Genomic DNA, 1,372 nt, shown 5'->3' on the forward strand with positions numbered 1-1,372 from the left:
AGGTAAGGGCACGGGAAATGGCATCAAAAGCAGAAATGCCTTGACGCTGTGCAGTATTGACCAGAGAACGCACCTGAGCGAATAGCTCTGCTCCCCAATCAGAGCGGAAACCGTTCGTCACCTTGCGAAACACCACACTCCAGCGCAACGCTTGCTCACTGGCATTATTGGTGGGTGGAATCGTCTCATCGGTCAAAAACAGCAAGAGATGATCGCGAATCTTGTGATAGCGGTTGAGCAACTGCTGTCCCTCGACCGATTTAGGATTGAGATTCAAAATCTCCCGCAGCGACCCGCGCAATCGACTGCAATACTGCTGAATCGTCGAGTCAGCGAGGGTGTGTCGTCGCCGTTGCAGCGCAATTGCTTTGAGGAATAACCGCTTCATCCGGGGTGCGAACAACTCATCGCCTGCATCAATAGCATACTGACAATCCCGCAGTTGATGCGCCAGACACACCTGCCAGTCCTGTGCGGGATGCGCGGCTTGGGCACTCAACAAATCAGAAACCCAAATCTGCGGTTGATGCCCTGCCATCACAGTTTCGATGACGGCTTTGCCCCGACTGGGACGAATCACATGCAAACACACCTGGTCATTTTGAAACACCCATTCCCACTGGGTTTTCCCATTCACTCGCGCCCCCGTCTCATCACTGCCGACTAACCGGGCACTGCGTAAGCGGTTGACAATCTGGGTCACAGCAGGTTCGAGTTGCACCTGTACCCGTTGCAGCAGATTGGCAATTGCGCCCTCGGACAAGCTAAGACCGTAAAGTTCGCTCATCAACTGGCTCAGTCGTTGATAACTGATGGCATGACTGTAACGCAGGTAGGTGACGAGACTCGCCACACTGTTGCTGAAGGGAGACCCTGGCTCCAAACCCACTGGAACAGGTGCTTCATACCCCTGCTGGCAACCCGGGCACATCCCACCATAACGTTCAACCCGTGTGATGTGAGGAGTCATCGGGGGCAATTCAATCCGCTCGTAAACCCCACTCATGCGCTGTGTCGATAATTCAACTTCAACGCCACAGTGAGGACAGCGCTTGGCTTGAGCCACCACAACTTGGTCGGGCTGTTGGCTCAATTCTCGCCCTCCAGAACGGTGTCTCCCTGTTGCGGAAGCATCGGGGAAAGCTGACTCAGCACGGCTCTGATTCGGCTTGAAGCCTTTCGACGGGGGCAAGCTTGAATTGCGCGAGGTTTTCTTCACCCGTTTTTGCTTGAGCGTCTCGACTTCTGCCCGTAATGCTTGCAGTTCCTGCCACAGCCCTTGAATCAGGGCATCTTTTTCTGCATCGCTGAGTCCATCGAGAGGGGGCAGTTCTTTCATGGCAAAAGCTTACCATCTTCTGTCGAAGCCGTG

At 54.3% G+C, this 1,372-nt stretch carries 1 protein-coding gene; it reads right to left on the minus strand.

The annotated features are described in order from the left end of the window. The coding region (gene tnpC, locus OU814_RS31255) for an IS66 family transposase (RefSeq protein ID WP_268243322.1) at window positions 1–1,339 on the minus strand (1,339 nt) is incomplete at its 3' end. Between the last annotated feature and the right edge of the window lie 33 nt (window positions 1,340–1,372).

Origin of the sequence: Leptolyngbya sp. GGD, from assembly GCF_026735145.1 — a bacterium.
GTDB lineage: Bacteria > Cyanobacteriota > Cyanobacteriia > Leptolyngbyales > Leptolyngbyaceae > Leptolyngbya > Leptolyngbya boryana.